This is a genomic window from Aeromonas intestinalis, from assembly GCF_054052485.1.
Window position 1 is genome coordinate 406,833 of the sequence record NZ_JBSTYK010000002.1, and the last position, 17,469, is coordinate 424,301.

Genomic DNA, 17,469 nt, shown 5'->3' on the forward strand with positions numbered 1-17,469 from the left:
CGACAAGGTCTGGATGTCAGGCTCTTGATGGGGGATGGCGAGCGGGGTCGGCTCGCGTTATCTTGCCAGAGGAGAATGAGATGCAAACAGGGTGCAAACAAGGTGCAAATAAGGTAAAAGGGCGGTCATGAAAATTCCAAATCGAATCCAACCTCTGGTTGATGACGGCCTGGTCGACGATGTCATCAGCCGGCTGATGAGCGGCAAAGAGGCCGACGTCTATGTGGTGCGCTGCGGCGACGAGATCCGCTGCGCCAAAGTCTATAAAGAGGCGGCCAAGCGCAGCTTCAAGCAGGCTGTGGTCTATCAGGAAGGGCGCAAGGTGCGGGGCAGTCGTGACGCCCGCGCCATGGAGAAGGGCTCAAAATACGGCCGCAAGCAGCACGAAGAGGTGTGGCAGAACACCGAAGTGGACGCCCTGTTCAAGCTGGCAGCCGCCAATGTGCGGGTACCCAGACCCTATGTCTGCCTGGATGGCGTCCTGCTGATGGAACTCATCACCGATGAGGATGGCAATGTGGCGCCGCGGCTCAACGATGTGGCCCTCTCCCCGGAGCAGGCCCTCGTCGATCACGGCAAGGTGATCCGCTACGTGGTGCGCATGCTCTGTGCCGGCCTCATTCACGGGGATCTCTCCGAGTTCAACGTGCTGGTGGATGCAGAGGGGCCCGTCATCATCGACCTGCCCCAGGTGGTGAATGCCGCCGCCAACAATCAGGCCAAGGCCATGCTGGAGCGCGACGTCAACAACATGCGCGCCTATTACGGCATGTATGCGCCCGAGCTGCTCAAAACCCGCTACGCCCGGGAGATGTGGGCGCTGTTCGAAGATGGCAGGCTCGGCCCGGAAACCGAGCTGACCGGCCTGTTCGAGGAGAGCACCGAAGCCATCGATCTCGACGCCGTGCTGCACGAGATCGAGAGCGCCCAGGAAGAGGCCATGGCGCGTCGTGCCCGCCTGCAGGCAGAGCAGGAAGAGGGGTTCTGATCCCGCTGCCACGCTGCTAATCACGCAAAAAACAAAGAGCGCCGAGGGCGCTCTTTTCGTTGGTGTCTGCCATGGCGGCAGTCTCAGATCCCGGTCAGGGGCGGGGCGCTGAGACGGGGGCCAGCGTAGCCCACCACCTCCCCGAAGCGGGGGTGGCCGCTCTCCCAGTCGGCGGCGGCGGTGCGAATGGCCTCCCTGTCAAAGCTCACGAAGTTCCACCAGATCTGCAGCGCCTGGGCCAGGGGCTCGCCTCCTATCACCAGCACCCTGGCCCCCGGGGCCAGGGTCAGCTCGACCCGGGGCGTCCCGGGGGGCAGATAGAGCAGCTCTTCGTGGGCGAAGGACTGGCCCGAGGCGGCGACCTCACCCTGCAGGGGCAGCAGACCATGCTCAAACTGGGGATCCAGGGGGAGGGAGAGGGTTGACTCACTCTGCCCGTCGTTGTGCAGATCCAGCCCGATCAGGGGAGAGAAGTGCAGGGTGGGGGCCTGATGTCCGCCATGCTCGCCGATCAGCAGGGTCAGGGCTATCCCGTCCTCCTGCCAGCGAGGCAGGTCCGGGTAGTGATCGAAGCGGGGCTGGGCATCCTGATGGGCTTCGGGCAGTGCTATCCAGAGCTGGGCGGCGTGCAGGTCGGGGTGGCCCGCCACCGTCTCCTCGGTGTGGGCGATGCCGCGTCCGGCGGTCATCAGATTGACCTGCCCTGGCCGTATGATCTGCTCACTGCCGAGGCTGTCACGGTGCAATATCTCGCCAGCCAGCATCCAGGTGAAGGTTTGCAGGGCAATGTGCGGGTGGGGGCCGACATTCATCCCCCTGGCGCCCGGGGCGAACCGGGTCGGCCCTATGTGGTCGAGAAAACACCAGGGCCCGATGGTGCGCCTCTCCTTGACCGGGATGGCGCGGGCGACCGGGATGCCCCCCACGTCCGTGATGCGGGAGGGGATGCGTTGCCACTGTTGTGTCATGGGGTGCTCCTTGCACTGGGGTGACGTGAAACGTGAAGTGTGGGTGGGTTATCGGCGGCGGATCCCCGGAAAGCTGCGCATGGGAGGCGCCATCCGGTGAGGCATGGCGGGGCGGGCGAGGGGGGGCGCCAGGTTGCTCGGCAGATGGGGTCTGAGTTCACTCTCGGGACGCGTTTGCGCGGGGGCCAGCAAGCCGCCTTCTGTCTGGGGCCGGGTGGTGGGGAGCAGGGCGCCGTGCTCGCCTCCTGCACTGCGATCCAGTCCGGCGCGGGCGGCCCTCTCATCCAGCGGAGAGCGGGGGGCGCGCTCGGGGTTGCTGACGCTCGGGCGCAGCTTGCTGTGTTCGCGCAGCGCCTCTTTTTGCTCCGGGGACATGGCATGCCAGCGGGTGGCGAAATCGCCCCGCAGGGCCGCGAGATCGGCACCCCCGTGGTTGTCCTGCCAGTCGTGGAATTTGTCTTTGATCTCCTGCTGGCGATCCCCATCCAGCCCGCTCCACCACTTCTTGATGAGCTCGTCGAAATCCCCCTGATTGTCGCAGCACCAGGGGTAGTAGTGATCCCAGTAGTAGAAGTAGTCGTCATACCACCAGGGATAGGCGCCGTAGGCGCTGCCGTAATAGCCGGTGCCGACCCCCACGCCGACCGACGAGCTAGAAGAGCTGCAACCGGCGAGACCGGCGGCCAGCAGGGGGATGAGCAGGGAAATACGCATGGGGGCTCCGGCGATGGCTGATGATAACGTTAATATGCACCAATCCGCGGCCAGATGGCAGACGCGGGAGGAAAAGGGGAGCCTGCGCCCCTTGCACGGCATTTGCGGCAAGGTACTGTATGAACGTACAATAGGTCCATCCCAGACCCTGTTCCCTATGCCGTCATGAGTGTGACCCCAGCCCCCAGCCCCCTTCTTGCACCGGACCTGCCTCCCCAGGACGGTTTCATCCTGACCCGTCACGGGCGGGATGTGCGTGGGCGCAACGGGGCGGGCTCGCATACCGAGATCGTGATGTGGCTCTGGAGCGCCCAGGGGCCGGTACGGCTGGTGGTGCCGGGACAGGAGCCGGTGTTCTTCCTGCCCGAGCGCCACATGCAGGAGGCGGCCGAGCTGTTCAAGGGATCCGGCGTGAGCGGCCGGTTTCGCCGGCTGCCCATGCATACCTTCGATGGCCGGGCCGTGGTGGGCTGCTATTTCTCCACCCTGAGCGCCTTTCATCGGGCCATCGAACTGCTGCTCATCCGTGGTCTCGAGCATTTTGAATCGGATATCCGGCTGCCGGAGCGCTACCTGATGGAGCGTTTCATCACCGCCGGCGTGCGCTTCGATGGCCGGGTGCTGAAGAAGGGGGGCAAGCAGGGCTATTGGGAGGTCAACGAGGCACGCTGTGCGCCTCAGGGGGCGACCCCGGTGCTCTCCTGGGTGTCGCTGGACGTGGAGTGTGCCATGGACGGGGCGCTCTTCTCTGTGGGGCTCTATGGCGAGCAGGATGCGCGAGTCATCATGATCGGTGTGCCTGAGGCGGACTCCGATAGCTGGGAGACCCCCATCGAGTGGGTGGCGGATGAGAATGCCCTGCTCGGCGCGCTGGAGGCCTGGTTCACCCGTCACGATCCGGATCTGGTGATCGGCTGGAACGTGGTCAACTTCGACTTTCGCCTGCTGCTGCGCCGGGCCGAGCTCGGCGGGCGGCGACTGCGCCTTGGGCGAGGGCGTGAGCTCTGTTTCTGGCGCTCGTCGCGTAACGATCCCCAGAGCGGCAACGTCATCATCCCGGGTCGCATGGTGCTCGATGGCATCGACACCCTGAAAAGTGCGACCTGGCAGTTTGCGAGCTACAGCCTGGATTCGGTGGCGAGCGAGCTGCTGGGCCGTGGCAAGGACATCGAGGATGTGGCCAATCGGGGGGAGAAGATCACCGAGTTGTTCCACTCGGATAAAGAAGCGCTCGCCCGCTACAACCTGGAAGATTGCAAGCTGGTGTGGGAGATCTTCGATTTTTGCCACCTCATCCCCTTTGCCATCGAGCGGGCCTCCCTCACAGGCCTCGAACTCGACCGGGTAGGGGGCTCGGTGGCCGCCTTCACCAACCTCTATCTGCCGCGCTTGCACCGGGGCGGCTACGTGGCCCCGAATCTGCCTACCGACGGCGGCCTCGCGAGCCCCGGCGGCTATGTGATGGACTCCAAGCCCGGCCTCTACCGCCACGTGCTGGTGCTGGATTTCAAGAGCCTCTATCCCAGCATCATCCGCACCTTCTGCATCGATCCCATGGGGCTGATAGAGGGCCTGCAGCAACCCGATACCGCCGTGCCCGGTTTTCGCGGCGCCCTCTTCTCCCGCACCCGCCATTTTCTGCCCGACCTCATCGCCACCCTGTGGTCGGCGCGGGACAGGGCCAAGGCGGCGAAGAACAAGGCGCTCTCCCAGGCCATCAAGATCATCATGAACTCCTTCTACGGGGTGTTGGGTTCCGGCGGGTGCCGCTTCTACGATCCGCGCCTCGCGTCCTCCATCACCTTGCGCGGTCACGGCATCATGCAGCAGACCCGGGAGTGGATAGAGGGCGAGGGCTTCGAGGTGATCTACGGGGATACCGACTCCACCTTCGTCCATCTGGGGCGGGCAGTCAGTGCCGAGGAGGCGGACGAGATCGGCAAGCGGTTGGCCGCCATGATCAACGCCAACTGGACGACGCTGATCAAGCGTGAGTTCGACCTGCCCTGTTACCTCGAGATCGAATACGAGACTCACTACCGCCGCTTCCTCATGCCCACCATCCGCGGGCTGGATAAGGGCAGCAAGAAGCGTTATGCCGGCCTGGTGGGCGAGGGCGGGGAGGAGCTGCTGGTGTTCAAGGGGCTCGAATCCGTGCGCACCGACTGGACAACCCTGGCCAAGCAGTTCCAGACCCGGCTCTATGAACTGGTATTTCACGATGCGGATCCCAGCGGCTATGTACGCACCATGGTGGACGAAACCCGGGCCGGCCTGCACGACGATCTGCTGGTCTATCGCAAGCGGCTGCGGCAAAAGCTGGAGGAGTACCAGAAGAATGTGCCCCCCCACGTGCGCGCAGCCAGACTCGCGGACGAGGAGAACCTGCGTCGGGGTCGGCCCCAGCGCTACCAGCACAGGGGTACCATCGCCTACCTGGTGACCATGAACGGGCCAGAGCCGCTGGAATATCGGCGCAGTGCCATCGACTACGAACACTACATCGACAAGCAGCTCAAACCCATCGCCGATGCCATCCTGCCCTTCATCGGCGAGTCGTTCGAGCGGATCTGCGGCCAGCAGCTGGATCTCTTCTAGCCCCAAGAGGCAGTAGGAGTAAAAGCTGCTGCTGTGCAAAGAAAAAGAATAAACAGGAAGATGTGGGGAGCGCAGTGGTGATAACGACGTCGGGGGAGGCGAGGTCATGCCGGTACAAACCCGTTTTCCTCTCCAGAGAATTGCCGAAAGCTGAAATGCAAAGAGCCCGCTGTGAAGCGGGCTTTTTAAATCTGGTGCGTCCTAGTGGATTCGAACCACCGACCCCCACCATGTCAAGGTGGTGCTCTAACCAGCTGAGCTAAGGACGCAGGGTGCGCTGTGCGACTTTGATTGCAGGGAAGTGGTGGGTTTAATTGGATTCGAACCAACGACCCCTACCATGTCAAGGTAGTGCTCTAACCAACTGAGCTATAAACCCACATCGTTCCGTGCTGTTATCCCCGTGATGGAGCAGATGTGCTCACTCACGGCAATATGGTGCGTCCTAGTGGATTCGAACCACCGACCCCCACCATGTCAAGGTGGTGCTCTAACCAGCTGAGCTAAGGACGCAAATTCTGTGTTGTATCGTGATGGTGCGTCCTAGTGGATTCGAACCACCGACCCCCACCATGTCAAGGTGGTGCTCTAACCAGCTGAGCTAAGGACGCATCACGAACAAATAAGTGGTGGGTTTAATTGGATTCGAACCAACGACCCCTACCATGTCAAGGTAGTGCTCTAACCAACTGAGCTATAAACCCACTTCAACAACGCCAGCATTGCTGGCGTGGTCGGCATACTACCCATGGCCCCCAAGGCTGTCAACAAGGGACATGCACAAAGGAGACTGTTTGCCCAGTTCTTGCGCAGCCTGTTGATTTTGCAGGCGAGCCGCCTGGAAAGCGCGGCTCGCGATGCTGCTCATCGGCCTCGATCACTGGGCCCGGGAGAGGGCGGTGCAGGCCTCGGGGCTGGCGAAGCGGCCATAGATGATGCGCAGGCGAGCCCCCAGCATCAGGGCGGCGCCGGTCAGGCCGACGATGAAGCCGACCCAGAAGCCTTGCGGGCCCATGCGCGGCACCACCCAGTCGGTCAGTCCCAGGATCATGCCGGTGGGCAGCCCCATGCCCCAGTAGGCGACGATGGTGATGTAGAAGATGGCCTGGGTGTCCTTGTAACCGCGCAGGGCCGCGGCGGCCACCACCTGTACCGAGTCGGAGATCTGGTAGATGGCGGCGAAGAACAACAGGATCGCCGCCAGGGCTATCACCTGCTGGTCATCGGTGTAGATCCCCGCGATATGTTCGCGCAGCAGTACAGTGATGGCGGCGGTGCCGGCGGCGACTGCCATCCCCAGCATCAGGCCGGTGCGGGCGGCGACCCGGGCATGATCCGGCCGGCCTTCGCCGATGTTGTGGCCGACCCGGATGGTGACCCCCACCCCGATGGACAGGGGCAGCATGAACACCAGGCTCGAGAAGTTCAGCGCTATCTGGTGGCTCGCCACCGTCTCTGCGCCAAACGGCGCCAGCATCAGGGCCACCACGGTAAACAGGGTCACCTCACAGAAGATGGCCATGGCGATGGGGAAGCCCAAGCGGAACAGACGCCAGAGCCGGCTGCCGTTGGGGCGGGCGAGCTGGGAGAACAGGTTGATCTTCTTGAAATGGGAGGAGAATTTCACATAGACGATCATCGCCAGCAGCATGGCCCAGAGCACGATGGCGGTGGCCACGCCGCAACCCACGCCACCGAGCTTGGGCATGCCGAAGTGGCCATGGATGAAGATGTAGTTCGCCGGAATATTGACCGCGAGCCCCACGAAGCCGATCACCATGGTGGGCATGGTGTGGGAGAGCCCCTCGCTGAAGTTGCGCAGCACCTGGAACAGCACGAAGGCGGGCAGGCCCCAGAGAATGGCATGCAGATAGCCGGCGGTCTTGGCGGCCATCACGGGATCCACGTCCATGAATTGCAGCGCCAGCGGGCTGAAATAGAGGGCCACCATGGCGATGGGGGTCACCATCAGCGCCAGCCAGAAGCCCTGGTGTACGGCGGGGCGGATCTCGTCCCGTTTACGGGCGCCGTTGAGCTGGGAGACGATGGGGGTGAGGGCCATGATGATGCCTTGTACCAGCAAGATGATCGGCAGCCAGAAACTGGAGGCCACCGACACCGCGGCGAGATCCACGGCGCTGACCTGTCCCGCCATCACGGTATCGACAAAGTTCATGGCGATCTGGGCCACCTGGGCGACCAGAATGGGGCTGGCAAGACGAACGAGCTGTTTCGCCTCGGACCAATAACGTTGCACTGACACCTCCGAGTGGATCAGATAATAGGGAAAGAACGGGTAATTGAGAGGAGCTTTTGCCTCCCCGGAGCCGGGGAGACAAAGAGCGGGGGTGTCATTCTAGCCTGAAAAACCGCCGACGGGAAAGCGCTGACGGGGGGGCCGGGATCAGGCGTCCTCGTGATCGCTGATCAGCAGGTTGGCGGCGGCGTAAGCGGCCTGCTCGCGCAGATCACTGGGCACTCGCTCGTCACCTGCCACGGCGTTGAGCGCGCGAATGGTGGCGGCGATGGCGTTCGGCACATAACCCTGCTCCCCCGAGCCAATCTGGTTATAGGCGATGCGAATGGCTTCACAGCATTGATATACCTGCATATTTACTTCCTTTGATAGCCGAGTCTGACTGCCGTCACTATAGCGATCGCCGCCCGCCTTGTCAGCCGCTGCGCTTGTCTTGCGAAATGGTGGGGGTTAACCTGCCAGCAATTTTTTGGACAAGCAGGAGACGAGACATGTTCACCGGCATAGTACAGGGCACCGCCGAACTGGTGGCCTTCACCGAGCAGCCCAATTTTCGCACCCACGTGATCCGCATGCCGAGCCCGGCCTGGGGCGAGGGGCTGGCGCTCGGCGCCTCCGTTGCCCACAACGGCTGCTGCCTGACCGTGACCCGGATCGAAGGGGAGCTGGTCAGCTTCGATCTGATGCAGGAGACCCTGCGCCTCACCAACCTGGGCGCGCTGAAGATTGGGGACAAGGTGAACGTGGAGCGGGCGGCCCGTTTCGGTGACGAGATAGGCGGCCACGCCATGTCCGGCCACATCATGGGCACGGCGGACGTCATCTCGGTCATCGACACCCCGAACAATCGCCAGGTGTGGTATCGCCTGGCCCCTGAGCTCATGAAATACGTGCTGACCAAGGGTTACATCGGCATCGACGGCATCAGCCTGACTGTCGGCGAGGTGCGGGAGCATGAGTTCTGCGTCAACCTCATTCCCGAGACCCTGGCCCGTACCAACCTGGGCTGGGTCAAGGCGGGCTGGCGCACCAACATCGAGATCGATCCCCAGACCCAGGCCATCGTCGACACGGTGGAGCGGGTGCTGGCGGCCCGCAGTTAATCCGACATCTCGTGATGGATGCCAAAAGGCCAGCAGATTGCTGGCCTTTTTTACATTTTATAGATCGTTTATATCGTCAAATCTAAGTCAGGCAGTTCACGTCACTGCCTTGTGCAGGGTAACAGCAGTGCCCGGCGCCGTTAGAACAGCTGCTCGTCGTCCGCATCCACAAACAGCTGCAGGCAGTCGCGCACCTCGTCCCGGTGCAGCCGCAGGTGGATGGGGTTGCAGCAGGCCATGCAATCCTCGTAGAACTCCTGATCCCCCTGGCTGGCGTCCAGCTCGACTCGGGTGTGGTGGCCGCAGTGGGGGCAGACGATGCGCTTGCTGGTGTACTCGATCATGGTGACCTCCCGGGGCCGACTGGCCGCCTCTTTCCCCTGATTCTAGTCGGGGAGGGCAGAGGCATCCGCGAGCAAGCGCACGTTTAGGGAAAGGGGCCGCGGCGGCGGGCTGAGGGGGCAGACAGGCTTGCGCGGGGTCTCGCAACACTGATTGTCCGTTATTGCTGACGTGGGCCAAATACGTCAGCCCAGCTTATGGGCTGGCGGGAGGAAAATAGAAAGCCCCGCGCAGGCGGGGCTTTTAACCAGGGTCAGCGTTTCAGGCTATCCAGCATTCCAGCATATTGCCATTCAGCTCGGCCAGGGAGCGGAGCTCGTGATCGGCGATGGCGAGACGGGGATCGCCCACCAGGGCGGGATGCATGGGAACGATCAGCGCCTTGCTATCCGGCTGACTCAGGCTACCCAGCGTTCCAGCATGTCGCCATTCAGCTCGGCCAGTGAGCGGAGCTCGTGATCGGCGATGGCGAGACGGGGATCGCCCACCAGGGCGGGATCCGGCACGATGAGTGCTTTCATGGAGGCGGCCTTGGCAGCCAGCAGCCCGGTGAAGCTGTCCTCGATGGCCAGACAGTGCACCGGCAGCACGCCGAGCTTCTCGGCGGCGTGGATGTAGACATCCGGGTGGGGTTTGCCAAAGCGCTCTACCTCGGCGGAGTGCACCGCGAGGAAGCGCTCCTTGATGCCGAGCTTGCCGAGCACCGCCTCCACCATGGAGAAGGGAGAGGAGGTGGCGAGGCCGATCTTGAGGCCGCGGGCCTCCATCATTGCCAGCGCCTCCAGCACGCCCTCTTTGGGCTGGCCTTCACTCAGGATGAGGGCAATCACCTGATCCAGGATGCGTTGTACCACCTCTTCCTGGCTCGGGCCGCTCCAGGGGCGAATGCGATACCAGTGCGCCACCAGCTGATCGATGCGCACGCCGATGGTGGAGTTGCAATCTTCCTCGGTGTGGAAGTGGCCAAGCTCGGAGAATACGGCCATCTGGGCTCGTTGCCAAAAGGGTTCGGAATCGATCAGGACACCGTCCATATCGAAGATCACGGCAGTTAACATCATTGACTCCTGACAAGGTTGAAGGGGGATTATAAGCCGGACGGGCAAATGCAAAAGGGGCATTGCACTGCCCCTTGCGCCCGATCATGCCCAAGGTGGCGTCTGCTTAAAGGATGATCTCGACGCTCGCAGCCACCGCCTTGGCCCGCGCGATGGCCTCCTCGCAGTGCAGACCACGGGCGAGCGCGACCCCGAGGCGACGGCGACCGGCGATCTCCGGCTTGCCAAAGAGCCGCAGCTGGGCGCCTGGCACCAGGGCCAGCGCCTCGCCAATGCCCTGATAGCGGATATCCTGGCTGTAACCGTCCCGCAGTACCACGGCGGAGGCGCTCGGCCCGTACTGGTTGATGGCGCCGATGGGCAGCCCCAGGATGGCGCGCACGTGCAGGGCAAACTCGGAGAGATCCTGGGAGATGAGCGTCACCATGCCGGTGTCGTGGGGACGGGGGGAAACTTCGCTGAACCAGACGTTTTCCCCCTGCACGAACAGCTCGACCCCGAACAGACCGTAGCCGCCGAGGGCCTCGACCACCTTGGCGGCGACCTCCTTGGCGCGGGCCAGGGCCAGCTCGCTCATGGCCTGGGGCTGCCAGGATTCGCGATAGTCGCCATCCTCCTGGCGGTGGCCGATGGGATCGCAGAAGTGGATGCCATCCACCGCCCGCACCGTGAGCAGGGTGATCTCGTAGTCAAAGGGTACGAAGCCCTCGACGATCACCTTGCCACGACCGGCCCGGCCCCCCTCCTGGGCATAGGTCCAGGCGTCGTCCAGCTTGGCAAGATCGCGCAGCAGGCTCTGGCCCTTGCCGGAGGAGCTCATCACCGGTTTGACCACGCAGGGCAGGCCGATGGCCGCCACGGCGGCGTCAAACTCTGCCTTGTTCTGGGCAAAACGATAGGTCGAGGTAGGCAGGTCCAGCTCCTCGGCGGCGAGGCGGCGGATCCCCTCCCGGTTCATGGTGAGCTGGGTGGCACGGGCATTCGGCACCACGTTCACCCCTTCCTGTTCGAGGGCTGCCAGGGTGTCGGTGGCGATGGCTTCAATCTCGGGGATGATGAGGTCGGGTTTGACCTGATTGACCAGGGCGCGCAGGGCGGCGCCATCGAGCATGTCCAGCACATGGGCTTGGTGCGCCACCTGCATGGCGGGGGCGCCTGCGTAGCGATCGGCGGCAATGACCTCGATGCCAAGACGTTGCAGTTCGATGGCGACTTCCTTGCCGAGCTCCCCCGAGCCCAGCAGCAGGGCGCGGGTGGCAGAGGGGCGGGTGGCGGTTCCAAACATTCGATCTCTCCTCAGGTCGATGGCCATAGTACGGCCACCAGTGTGGCCAACGGGCGGACAAAAAAAGAGGCACGCATGGCGTACCTCAGGAAACGGACTTGTGGGCGCGCTGCTCCAGATGGGTCAGCAGCGTGATGGCGCCAATGATGATGGCGGCACCGAGCCACAATCGGCCAGGGGGGGCCCAGCCAAATACCAGCCAGCCGGCCAGCACGTTCATGGGCAGCTTGGCAAAATCGAACGGTTGAACGAAAGAGGCCTCGGCCACGCTGTAGGCGCGAGCGATGGACATCTGGGCCAGCGCCGACAGCACCCCGGAAGCCGCCACCAGCAGCCACTGGGTCTGGGTGGGCCACTGCCATTCCGGCAGGGCCAGCATGGCGTTGAACGGGGTGCTGAAGATGAGCAGGTAGACGACGATGGTGTGGGACGACTCGCTCGCCGCCTGATAGCGCACCAGCAGGGAGTAACCGGCCCAGAACAGGGCGGCCGCCACCGGCAGCAAGGAGGCCCAGCTGAAATCGTCGGTCCAGGGCGCCAGGATCAGCATGGCCCCCACAAAGCCCGCCAGGGTGGCGAGGATGCGGGCCCGGCTCACCTGCTCCTTGAGCAGCAGGGCAGACCCCAGGGTGGCGAACAGCGGCGAGGTCATCAACAAGGCAATCCCCTGCCAGATGGGCACAGGCACCGCCAGCGCCCAGAGCCAGAACTGGATGCCGATGACGGCAAGGGCCACCCGCAGCAGGTGCAGACGCAGCTGATTGGTCATCAGGGATTGGCGCAGGCCGTGGCGGATGAGCCAGGGCAGCAGGCAGACCAGGGCGATCAGGTACTGGTGGAAGGCGACCTGGGTGGAGGCGAGGCCGAGCTTGAAGCTGACATACTGGCTCAGGCTGTTGACGGCGGCGAAACAGAGACCTGCCACCATCATCCAGACTGCACCGGCAAAGGGGGAGTGCCTGCGAGGGAGTGCCATGGGATCCGGAATCATGCAAAAAAGTGCGGCGGATCATAACGGCAATCGTTTGTTCTGCCAAGGGCGGGGGGCTTGGCGCAAGCCTGGGTGGCGAGGAAGTATCCAAACATCAAAAATTTTGAACAAGTTGAGCATCTATTTTCGCTTTCAGGGATGAAAGCCAATCTTTATAGTGGTCTCCATCGACAGTGTGACTGTCTAACTGATAACCAAATGGAGTCTTACCATGGCCAACATCCTCGTACTCAAGTCCAGCATCCTGGGTCAATACTCCCAGTCCAACGCCCTGATCGACGGCTTCCTGGCCGACCACCAGGATGACAACGTCACTGTGCGTGACCTGGCTGCCCTGAACCTGCCGGTGCTGGATGGCGAGCTGGCCTTCGGTCTGCGCGGTGGCGAGAACCTGAGCGAGCGTCAACTGGCCGTGCTGGCACAATCCGACGAACTGGTTGCCGAGCTGAAAGCGAGCGATCTGGTAGTGATTGCGGCTCCCATGTACAACTTCAACATCCCGACCCAGCTGAAAAACTGGATTGATCTGGTGGCTCGTGCTGGCGTGACCTTCCGCTACACCGAAACCGGCCCGGTTGGCCTGGTGGAAAATACCCGCGCCCTGGTGGTCAGCCCCCGCGGTGGCCTGCACGTGGGCAATGCCACCGACCTGGTCACCCCTTACATGCGTACCGTGCTCGGCTTCATCGGCATCCATGATGTGGACTTCATCTACGCCGAAGGCATGGGCATGGGCCCGGAAGCGCAAGCCAAGGGTATCGAGCAGGCAAAAGAGCAGCTGGAAGCCCTGGCTATCTAAATCCGCGTTCTTACGCCAGACGAAACGACAACGCAGCCCTCGGGCTGCGTTGTGTTTTTAAGGATCCGGCCAGGCCGGATGGGGTCAGTCTCGCAGGAAGTGGCGACAACCGCTGCCGACCAGCAGGCAGACGACGACCAGGGATCCCAGCAGCAGGCTGCTGAGCCACTGCTCGGTGCTGTCGGGTAACTGGGGGAAGAAGAGGCTGATCGTGAAGAGGGCGCTGATGATGATCAGGCTGGTCTGTCGGGTCAGGTGCATGGCGTCGTCCTTGGCTAGTGGTGCACGGATACGTTATCCGCTCTGTGTGACAGCCTGATGTATCCATACCTCAGGCAACAGGTCATCCCACCTTAGCAGCTTTTGCCGTCAGAGCCAGCCCGGCTGGGCACTCTGTGATCCGGATCCCTATCTGAACTGCTTTTGCGCCGCCTGATAGTGGAAATCACCGCTGGCGAGACGGGCTTCCAGGGCGGCCTTGTCCAGCTCCTGCGCGCGGCAGAGATCGTCGAGATCATCGTAGTGATCACGCAACTGCATGTTGATTGTGCTCAGCAGGATGTTGATGTCCATGGTGGCGAAGTTCTTGAGATTCATGGTTGCTTCTCCTGATCCAGCAGGTGTAGCTGCTCGATGGCGTCGCTCACGCTCTGCAGATGCAGACGGATGCTCTCCCGCGCCTCGGCGGGCAGATAATCGGTGAGGGTGTGTTGCCAACTGCCGGCCTCGGTTTTGAGCTGCTGGAACAGCACCAGCCCGGCATGGGTGAAGGAGACCAGGCTGATGCGCTTGTCCTGGGGGCTGCTCTCGGTGAACAGGATCCCTTTCTCCACCAGGCGATGGATCTCGCGGGAGATCCGCACCTTGTCCATGCCGCTCGCCTCCACCAGCTCCTTCTGGCTGATGGGATAGTTGGGGCCGAGCACCATCATCAGGCGCCACTGGGGTACCGTCAGCTGATAGCGCTGCTGGTAAAACTGTTCAAAGGTATCGCGCACCATCTCAGCGGCGTGTACCAGCTGATAGGGAGGGTAGTGGGCGAGCAGCTCAATGATTTTTGACATAAGGCATCCTGCTGTAACGGCTGCATCGGGTGCAGTTTCTCTTGATACTTTGACCTTGATGATACGGAACACAAGGGCATTTGTCTGAGAATGCAAAAGAAAAATGTGCGGTGGCGCACGTGTCAGGCCGTGAAAAAAGTTTTAAAGGCGTCAATTGGCCTTTTGGGCCGTACGCTTTCTCAACCAGATCAAGGCATTGTGCCCAAGCCAGGCCTCTTTGCTCTGCAACGCATAGAGTGCCGCTTCGTCGCGGCTGCCCGCTTGCCATGCCTGGGGATCCTGTTTTGGCAGCTTGCGCTGACCCAGCAGACAGGCGGGGACATGGGGATTGATGGCCATGGCCGCCGCCAGATAGGGGGCCGCTGCGGCGTCACCCTCCCGGACAAAGATCATCAGCGCCTGGTTGTAGCGCAGCCAGCAGGAAGCTTCATCAAAGCGCATCAGCAGGGCTTGAAGGGCATCCCACTCTCCCGACCGGGCATAGAGGCTGGATAAGGGGTGACGGCTGTCCGGCTCATCGCTCACGCAGAGCGCGAGCAGGGCCAGATACTCGGCCCGGGCCCCGTCGAGCTCTCCTTGCCGCAACAGGCAGTCGGCCCGCCCGGCCCTGGCCGCCAGCAAGGGGCGCGCCGCCTCGGCGCCCCAACCATGCCCGGCGGTGGCTTGCCAGAAGGCGTCATCGAATTGCGGCTCTGCATCGTGGATTATCTTCTCAAACCAGCCGAGGCGCGCCCCGGGATCGCGACAGGCAGCCGCCTGTTCAAACCATGCTTGCCATTGCCGGCTCTGCTCCGTCTCGGGTGCCTGCTGATCGTCAGAGACAGAGAGCTGCTGATCCAGGATGAGCAACTGGTTGAGGGCCGTTTTCATCTGCTGACGCTGGCGCTTGCAGAAATCGAGGAAGGAGAGCTCGCTGCCTGCGGCCTGGTGCAGCATCCGGGCCATGGGCTCGTCCCGGAACAGACAGAGCTCGGCGGCCAGGCTGTAACGCAGACGGGTGAGGGGGGCATTGAGATCGGTGGGGGCGGGCCAGCAGGCGAGGCCCAGGCTGAACCCATAGCTCCACTGGCCGAGGGGGTGAGTCTTCGCGAAGACCTGCTCAGGGGTCTCGGTGGAGAGACGGCACTGGCTCGGCAAAGCGAGCTGACTCTCATCGGCCAGGGTTTCCAGCTCGGCGATGAGGTGGGAGAGGGCTGCGCCGCTCTGTGCATCCGGCTCGCATGCGTCTTCAAACAATCCACTCAGGGGGACCTGCCAGTCCGGCAGTGCTGGCCCCGTCAGGCGGGCGCAGAGGAAGCCATGCAGGGCCGGGTAGCTCAGCGCCTGCTGGCTATGTTGCTGAATCCATTGATTGAGAAGGCGGGTGCGAGTGGCTGGGTTCATCGAAGCGTCCTGTGGCGTAAACGGCGGCGCAGTCTACCCAAAAATGGGGTTATATGCAGCCAATGGGCGGCTGAATGCTGTTATTATCGCCAGGCGGACGTGCCACGGGCCGGAAAATAGTGGCCCTGAAAGAGCAAGGGGCTAGGTCCCGACACGGCTCTGGGGTAACATGCGCGCCTGCATCGGCAATCGGGCCGGGCCTGCCCATCCTGGGGATGATGGCAGGCAATGCGCCTCCATCAGGGCCGGAAAAGCCGGCTCATCCGGATATTGAAAGAAGAGATCACCATGTTACAGATTGGCAAAATGAACACCCTCACCGTCGTCGAACTCGAAGAGCGGGGCGCCTGGCTGGCGGCCGGCGAAGAGTATGGCGAGCTGCTGCTGCCCAAGCGTCAGTTGCCGGAAGGTGTGGTCGAGGGCGGCGAAGTGTCCGTCTTCCTCTATCTGGATGCTGACTGTGAACCGGTGATCACCACCGACAAACCCTATGCCATGGTGGGGGAGATCGTGGGTCTCAAGGTGGTCAATGCCAACAAGATCGGCGCCTTCCTCGACTGGGGCATGAAAAAGGATCTGTTCGTGCCAAGTCGCGAGCAGAACAAGCCCATGCAGGTGGGTCACGTCTATCTGGTACACCTGATGCTGGACAACGAGGGACGCATGGTGGGCACCAGCCGTCTCGAGCGTTTCCTGCGCATCGACCGCATTCCCCTCAAGGCCGGTGACGAGGTGACGGCCCTGCCGGGCGAGCATACCCCCCTCGGCATCAAGGCCGTGGTCAACGGCCAATACTCCGGCATGCTGTTCAAGAACGAGGTATTCGGCCGGGTGATGACGGGTCGGCCGCTGACCGCCTGGGTCAAGCAGGTGCGCGACGATGGCAAGCTGGACTTGACCCTGCAAAAGCCGGGAGTGACGGCGCGGATGGACGACGCCGGCGAGCGCATTCTGGTGCGGTTGCAGAAGCAGGGCGGCAGCCTGGCGGTGGGGGACAAGAGCGATCCCGACCTCATCTACAAGATGTTCAGCATGAGCAAGGGCACCTTCAAGAAGGCCATCGGCGGCCTCTACAAGCAGGGCAAGATCGTCATCGAAGACAACTGCATCACCCTGGTCGATGCGCCCAAGGCCGATGCTGACGACGTGAGCGGCGAGTAAGTGCCGAGCCCCTGCATCGGTCACTGCAAGGCCAAGGATGGACTCTGCCTTGGCTGCGGTCGTACCCTGACCGAGATTGGCCAGTGGTCAGCCATGGACAGCGAAGCCCAGCTCGCGCGCATGGCGGAGCTGGACGGCACGCGTAGCACCCATGTCTGCCCGGGTTGTGGCGAACCGGCGTTTTGCGCCGTGTCGGCGGGAAGTGCCATTACTGAGTGCTGGTGCAGCCAGTTGCCGGCCCTGCCCATGAGCGAGGCGAGTGCCTGCTGGTGCCGCCGTTGTCTGGCCAAGGCGGTTGCCGCCCGGCCCTGAGCAAACTTACTGGATTGCAGAGACAAGAAAGGCGCCATGGGCGCCTTTCTCATGCCTGCTGCTGGCGGTGCCAGCGAATGTGCACATCGTGCTCGCTGCGATGGCGGGGCAGCAGGAAGGTGGCGTAGATCACCTCGAATTCGTCCTGATGATCCAGCAGCCCGACCCACACCTCGACCCAGCGCTCCATGTCGACGGGCACACCGAGTTCGGTCGACCAGTCCGCATTGGGCAGGGTTGCCTCGACGGCGCCTCGCTGTTCGAATTCGAGGGTAATGTCGACGATTTGTTCGGGGGCCAGCATGTCGGCGGCCTGCTCAAGAAACTGATCATAGGCCCACTCGACCAGTTGATCCGGGCTACGTTGTTCCATGCACTCACTCCAGGTACATCCAGGTGCGCCACTGTATCAATTATTGAAGTTGGGGGCCAGATCGGGGCGCAAT

19 protein-coding genes and 5 tRNA genes are annotated in these 17,469 nt (G+C 62.7%); 6 read left to right on the forward strand and 18 right to left on the reverse strand.

What is annotated here, in order from left to right:
- Positions 1-127: 127 nt before the first annotated feature.
- The gene (locus tag ACW5W7_RS04090; protein ID WP_456500852.1) at positions 128-988 is read left to right on the forward strand and encodes a PA4780 family RIO1-like protein kinase; all 861 of its coding nucleotides are present in this window, start codon (positions 128-130) and stop codon (positions 986-988) included.
- Between the two features lie 83 nt (positions 989-1,071).
- On the opposite strand, the gene ACW5W7_RS04095 is transcribed toward ACW5W7_RS04090, so the two are convergent.
- Positions 1,072-1,956 carry a pirin family protein gene (locus tag ACW5W7_RS04095; protein WP_456500853.1) on the reverse strand — a complete coding sequence of 295 codons (885 nt, stop codon included), beginning with the start codon at positions 1,954-1,956 and terminating at the stop codon, positions 1,072-1,074.
- Positions 1,957-2,004: 48 nt separating this feature from the next.
- Positions 2,005-2,670 (reverse strand): hypothetical protein, encoded by a 666-nt coding sequence (locus ACW5W7_RS04100; RefSeq protein WP_456500854.1) that lies wholly within the window; start codon positions 2,668-2,670, stop codon positions 2,005-2,007.
- 165 nt (positions 2,671-2,835) lie between these two features.
- On the opposite strand from ACW5W7_RS04100, the gene ACW5W7_RS04105 reads away from it, so the two are divergent.
- Positions 2,836-5,268, forward strand: coding sequence for a DNA polymerase II (locus ACW5W7_RS04105; protein ID WP_456500855.1), 2,433 nt, complete (start codon positions 2,836-2,838; stop codon positions 5,266-5,268).
- A 192-nt stretch (positions 5,269-5,460) separates the two neighbouring features.
- On the opposite strand, the gene ACW5W7_RS04110 is transcribed toward ACW5W7_RS04105, so the two are convergent.
- The 7 genes from ACW5W7_RS04110 to ACW5W7_RS04140 form a co-directional block, all read right to left on the reverse strand.
- Positions 5,461-5,537: transfer RNA gene (locus ACW5W7_RS04110), tRNA-Val, on the reverse strand.
- A 33-nt stretch (positions 5,538-5,570) separates the two neighbouring features.
- Positions 5,571-5,647: transfer RNA gene (locus tag ACW5W7_RS04115), tRNA-Val, on the reverse strand.
- 57 nt (positions 5,648-5,704) lie between these two features.
- Positions 5,705-5,781: transfer RNA gene (locus ACW5W7_RS04120), tRNA-Val, on the reverse strand.
- Positions 5,782-5,802: 21 nt separating this feature from the next.
- Positions 5,803-5,879: transfer RNA gene (locus ACW5W7_RS04125), tRNA-Val, on the reverse strand.
- Between the two features lie 16 nt (positions 5,880-5,895).
- Positions 5,896-5,972 (reverse strand) — tRNA-Val (locus tag ACW5W7_RS04130).
- 173 nt (positions 5,973-6,145) lie between these two features.
- On the reverse strand, positions 6,146-7,525 hold the full coding sequence (locus tag ACW5W7_RS04135) for an MATE family efflux transporter (RefSeq protein ID WP_434667989.1): 1,380 nt from the start codon (positions 7,523-7,525) through the stop codon (positions 6,146-6,148).
- Between the two features lie 147 nt (positions 7,526-7,672).
- Positions 7,673-7,879, reverse strand: a complete 207-nt coding sequence (locus ACW5W7_RS04140) for a YaeP family protein (RefSeq protein WP_349922157.1) — start codon at positions 7,877-7,879, stop codon at positions 7,673-7,675.
- 137 nt (positions 7,880-8,016) lie between these two features.
- On the opposite strand from ACW5W7_RS04140, the gene ACW5W7_RS04145 reads away from it, so the two are divergent.
- Entirely contained in the window at positions 8,017-8,628 is a 612-nt protein-coding gene (locus ACW5W7_RS04145; protein WP_456500856.1) for a riboflavin synthase subunit alpha, read from the forward strand.
- Between the two features lie 140 nt (positions 8,629-8,768).
- On the opposite strand, the gene ACW5W7_RS04150 is transcribed toward ACW5W7_RS04145, so the two are convergent.
- The 4 genes from ACW5W7_RS04150 to ACW5W7_RS04165 all read right to left on the reverse strand — a co-directional run bounded on the left by ACW5W7_RS04150 (position 8,769) and on the right by ACW5W7_RS04165 (position 12,289).
- Positions 8,769-8,972 carry a CPXCG motif-containing cysteine-rich protein gene (locus ACW5W7_RS04150; RefSeq protein ID WP_042023780.1) on the reverse strand — a complete coding sequence of 68 codons (204 nt, stop codon included), beginning with the start codon at positions 8,970-8,972 and terminating at the stop codon, positions 8,769-8,771.
- A gap of 396 nt (positions 8,973-9,368) precedes the next feature.
- A complete protein-coding gene (gene hxpB, locus ACW5W7_RS04155; RefSeq protein ID WP_456500857.1) occupies positions 9,369-10,028 on the reverse strand; it encodes a hexitol phosphatase HxpB in 660 nt (219 codons plus the stop codon).
- Positions 10,029-10,134: 106 nt separating this feature from the next.
- Positions 10,135-11,313 (reverse strand): formate-dependent phosphoribosylglycinamide formyltransferase, encoded by a 1,179-nt coding sequence (gene purT, locus ACW5W7_RS04160; RefSeq protein ID WP_456500858.1) that lies wholly within the window; start codon positions 11,311-11,313, stop codon positions 10,135-10,137.
- A gap of 85 nt (positions 11,314-11,398) precedes the next feature.
- Entirely contained in the window at positions 11,399-12,289 is an 891-nt protein-coding gene (locus ACW5W7_RS04165; protein ID WP_349922161.1) for a DMT family transporter, read from the reverse strand.
- 226 nt (positions 12,290-12,515) lie between these two features.
- On the opposite strand from ACW5W7_RS04165, the gene ACW5W7_RS04170 reads away from it, so the two are divergent.
- On the forward strand, positions 12,516-13,103 hold the full coding sequence (locus ACW5W7_RS04170) for an FMN-dependent NADH-azoreductase (protein ID WP_349922162.1): 588 nt from the start codon (positions 12,516-12,518) through the stop codon (positions 13,101-13,103).
- A gap of 84 nt (positions 13,104-13,187) precedes the next feature.
- On the opposite strand, the gene ACW5W7_RS04175 is transcribed toward ACW5W7_RS04170, so the two are convergent.
- The 4 genes from ACW5W7_RS04175 to ACW5W7_RS04190 all read right to left on the reverse strand — a co-directional run bounded on the left by ACW5W7_RS04175 (position 13,188) and on the right by ACW5W7_RS04190 (position 15,550).
- On the reverse strand, positions 13,188-13,364 hold the full coding sequence (locus ACW5W7_RS04175; RefSeq protein WP_349922163.1) for a hypothetical protein: 177 nt from the start codon (positions 13,362-13,364) through the stop codon (positions 13,188-13,190).
- Positions 13,365-13,511: 147 nt separating this feature from the next.
- Complete coding sequence (locus tag ACW5W7_RS04180; protein ID WP_434668006.1) at positions 13,512-13,700, reverse strand: DUF4250 domain-containing protein; 189 nt, start codon at positions 13,698-13,700, stop codon at positions 13,512-13,514.
- Positions 13,697-14,167 carry a MarR family winged helix-turn-helix transcriptional regulator gene (locus ACW5W7_RS04185; protein ID WP_349922165.1) on the reverse strand — a complete coding sequence of 157 codons (471 nt, stop codon included), beginning with the start codon at positions 14,165-14,167 and terminating at the stop codon, positions 13,697-13,699. The genes ACW5W7_RS04180 and ACW5W7_RS04185 overlap by 4 nt, the downstream gene beginning before the upstream one ends.
- Before the next feature lie 150 nt (positions 14,168-14,317).
- On the reverse strand, positions 14,318-15,550 hold the full coding sequence (locus ACW5W7_RS04190; RefSeq protein WP_456500859.1) for a UPF0149 family protein: 1,233 nt from the start codon (positions 15,548-15,550) through the stop codon (positions 14,318-14,320).
- A gap of 270 nt (positions 15,551-15,820) precedes the next feature.
- On the opposite strand from ACW5W7_RS04190, the gene ACW5W7_RS04195 reads away from it, so the two are divergent.
- Positions 15,821-16,711, forward strand: a complete 891-nt coding sequence (locus ACW5W7_RS04195; RefSeq protein ID WP_349922452.1) for a CvfB family protein — start codon at positions 15,821-15,823, stop codon at positions 16,709-16,711.
- Positions 16,712-17,023 carry a DUF1289 domain-containing protein gene (locus tag ACW5W7_RS04200; protein ID WP_456500860.1) on the forward strand — a complete coding sequence of 104 codons (312 nt, stop codon included), beginning with the start codon at positions 16,712-16,714 and terminating at the stop codon, positions 17,021-17,023.
- Between the two features lie 49 nt (positions 17,024-17,072).
- Here the strand turns inward: ACW5W7_RS04200 and ACW5W7_RS04205 are convergent, their stop codons facing one another.
- Positions 17,073-17,396, reverse strand: coding sequence for an HI1450 family dsDNA-mimic protein (locus tag ACW5W7_RS04205; RefSeq protein ID WP_349922168.1), 324 nt, complete (start codon positions 17,394-17,396; stop codon positions 17,073-17,075).
- Positions 17,397-17,469: the final 73 nt, after the last annotated feature.